The 3,253-nt window shown below is 72.8% G+C and carries 1 protein-coding gene; it reads right to left on the bottom strand.

Annotation, left to right across the window (positions count from 1 at the left end; all coding sequences use genetic code 11):
- The coding region (locus ACZ55U_RS38915) for an amino acid adenylation domain-containing protein (protein ID WP_465534348.1) at positions 1–3,223 on the bottom strand (3,223 nt) is incomplete at its 3' end.
- Positions 3,224–3,253 lie beyond the last annotated feature (30 nt).

Here is a 3,253-nt window from a genome sequence, read left to right as displayed (position 1 = left end):
TCCACCGAACCCGGTCCCCGGTCCGGTACATCCGCGCACCCGCCGCCTCGAACGGGCTCGCCACGAAACGCTCCGCCGACAGACCCGGACGGCCCAGGTATCCCCGTGCCACGCCGGCCCCGCCGATGTACAGCTCACCGACGACGCCCGCCGGCACCGGGGACAGCCACTCGTCCAGCACGTACACCCGGGTGTTGTTCAACCCGCGCCCCAGCGGCAGCACATCGCCCGCGGCGGCGGTCGCCTCGAACTGCGTCGCGCACAGCGTCACCTCGGTCGGCCCGTACAGGTGCCGCACCACTACGCCGTCGCACGCCTCCAGCACCCGCCGCACCGCACCGCCCGGCACGACGTCGCCGCCGGTCAGCACCTCGCGCACCCCGGTGAAGCACTCCGGGTCCTCCTGTGCCAGCACGCGGAACAGCCCCGCCGTCACATGGACGTGCGACACCCGCCACGACGCAACCAGCTCGCGCAGCCACGCCGTGTCCACCTCGCGCGCCGGCGCCACCAGCACGGCCGCACCAGCGGCCAGCGGACCCCAGATCTCGTACGTTGAGGCGTCGAACGCGTGCGGCGCGTGGAACAGCACCCGGTCCCCGGCGGACAGCCCCCAGCATCGGTCGGACACCAGCGCCGCCACATCGCGCTGCGCCGCCACCACGCCCTTCGGCGTACCGGTCGAACCAGAGGTGTACATCACGTAGGCCATCTGCCCGGCCGGCAGCGCGCCGGTGGTCGGCGTCGCGCCGTCCAGCCCCGCCAGCTCAGCCGAGACCGCGGGCCCGTCGAGCACCAGGCACTCCACGCCCTGCCCGGCCGCGGCATCCACCGCCACCGAACCGGCGGCGCTGTCACCCAGCACCAGCACGGCGTTGGCGTCGGCGAGCATGAAGGCGATCCGCTCGGCCGGGTACGCCACGTCCACCGGCAGGTAGGCGCCACCGGCCTTCCACACCGCCAGCAGCGCCACCAGCAGGTCGGCACCACGCTCCATGCACACGGCGACCACCGACTCCGGACCGACACCCCGACCGATCAGCAGCCGCGCCAGCCGGTTCGCCCGCGCGTCCAGCTCGCGATAGGTCAGCTCGACGCCTTCGGCAACCACCGCGAGCGCGTCCGGCGTCCGCGCCAGCTGCGCCTCGAACAGCTCCAGCACCGTACCCGCCGGCACCTCGGCGTCGGTGTCGTTCCACTCCACCAGCACCTGGCGGCGCTCGGCCTCGTCCAGCACCTCGACCCCGCTCAGCCGCAGCCGCGGATCGGCGGCCACCGCCGCCAGCACCCGCAGCCAACGGCCGACCAGCCGCTCCACCGACGCCGAATCGAACAGGTCAGCCGCCGCCGTCACACCACCACGCAGACCAGCCGGCCGACCCTCGGCGTCGAAGACCTCGGCCACGCTCACATCGAGGTCGAACTTCGCCACCGACACCGACGCCTCGGCCGTAGCCTCCTCGGCACTCGGGTCCGCGAGGTCCACCGCCGACCGCGTGGTCTGCTGTGCCGACGGCTGCCCCTGGTTGTGCACCGCGAGCAGCACCTGGAAGAGCGGGGTGCGGGCCAGCGAGCGCTCCGGGGCCAGCACCTCGACCAGCCGCTCGAACGGCACGTCCTGGTTGGCGAACGCCCCCAGACCCGCCTCACGCACCCGGGAGAGCACCTGCGTGAAACTCGGGTCACCGGACAGGTCAGTCCGCATCACCAGCGTGTTGACGAAGAACCCGACCAGATCGTCCAGCGCCTCGTCGGTCCGCCCGGCCACCGCCGCGCCGATCGGAATGTCCGTACCGGCACCCAGCCGCGAGAACAGCACCGCCAGCGCGGCCTGCAGCACCATGAACAGCGTGACGCCCTCGGCACGCGCCAACTCCGCGAGCTGGGCGTGCAGTTCGGGCGACACCTCAAGCGACACCCGGTGACCGCGATGACTCGCCACCGCCGGACGGGGACGGTCGAACGGCAGCTCCAACTCCTCCGGAGCACCGGCAAGCGCCTCACGCCAGTAAGCCACCTGGCGCGACAGCAGACTCTCCGGATCGTCCGCCTCACCCAGCAGCTCCCGCTGCCACAGCGCGTAGTCCGCGTACTGCACCGGCAGCGGCTCCCACTCGGGCGCCCGGCCCTCCCGGCGCGCCGCATAGGCAGCGAAGAGGTCCCGGGTCAGCGGGCTCTTCGACCATCCGTCGGCGGCGATGTGGTGGAGGACCAGCGCCAGCACACGTTGAGCGCCCGCCTCGATCAGGGTGGCCCGGAAGGGGATGTCGACGGACAGGTCGAAGGCGTATCCGGTCGCCTCGGCCACCGAGTCCGCCAGGTGCTCCGGGGCGACCTCGACGAGCTGCAGCTCCCAGTCGAGCTCGTCCAGCCCCAGGATCCGCTGGTACGGCTGGCCGTCGGCCACCGCCACCACCGTGCGCAGCGCCTCGTGGCGGCCCAGCACGTCCCGCAGCGCCGCATCCAGCAGCGCCCGGTCCACCTCGCCCGACAGGCCCTGCACGATCGGGGCATTGTAGGCGGCGGTGCGTACCTCGAACTGGCCGAGGAACCAGAGGCGTTGCTGGGCGAAGGAGAGCGGGATCCGCTCGGGGCGCTCGCCGGCGACCAGGGCGGTGCGGGCCTGCTCGGCGCCACCCAGGCGGGCGGCGAGCGCGGCCACGGTGGGTGCCTCGAAGACGTCGGAGATCTCGGCCTCGACGTCCAGCAGGGCACGCACCCGGCTCACCAGCCGGGTCGCCAGCAGCGAGTGGCCGCCCAGGGCGAAGAAGTCGTCGTCGACGCCGACGCTCTCCAGGCCCAGGACCTCGGCGAAGGCCTCGCACAGCGCCTTCTCCTCGACGGTGACCGGCTCGCGGCCGGCGCCAGCCGCGTACTCCGGCGCGGGCAGGGCGCGGCGGTCGATCTTGCCGTTGATGGTCACCGGCAGCCCGTCCAGCACCATGACCGCCGACGGCACCATGTACTCCGGCAGCCGCTGCCCGGCAAAGGCCTTCACCAGGTCCGGGAGGCCGACCGCCTCCTCATCGTCGGCGACGACGTACGCCACCAGACGCACCTCACCGGGGACGTCCTCACGGGCGATCACCACCGCCTGGGCCACCTGCGGGTGCCCGGCGATCACGGCCTGGACCTCGCCCGGCTCGATCCGGAAACCACGGATCTTCACCTGGTCGTCCACACGACCGGCGAACACCAACTGCCCGTCCTGGGTCCACTTCACCCGGTCACCCGTGCGGTACAACCGCTCACC

This window comes from Kitasatospora sp. NPDC034533 (assembly GCF_055575155.1).
This window is presented reverse-complemented; position numbering and strand designations above follow the sequence as displayed.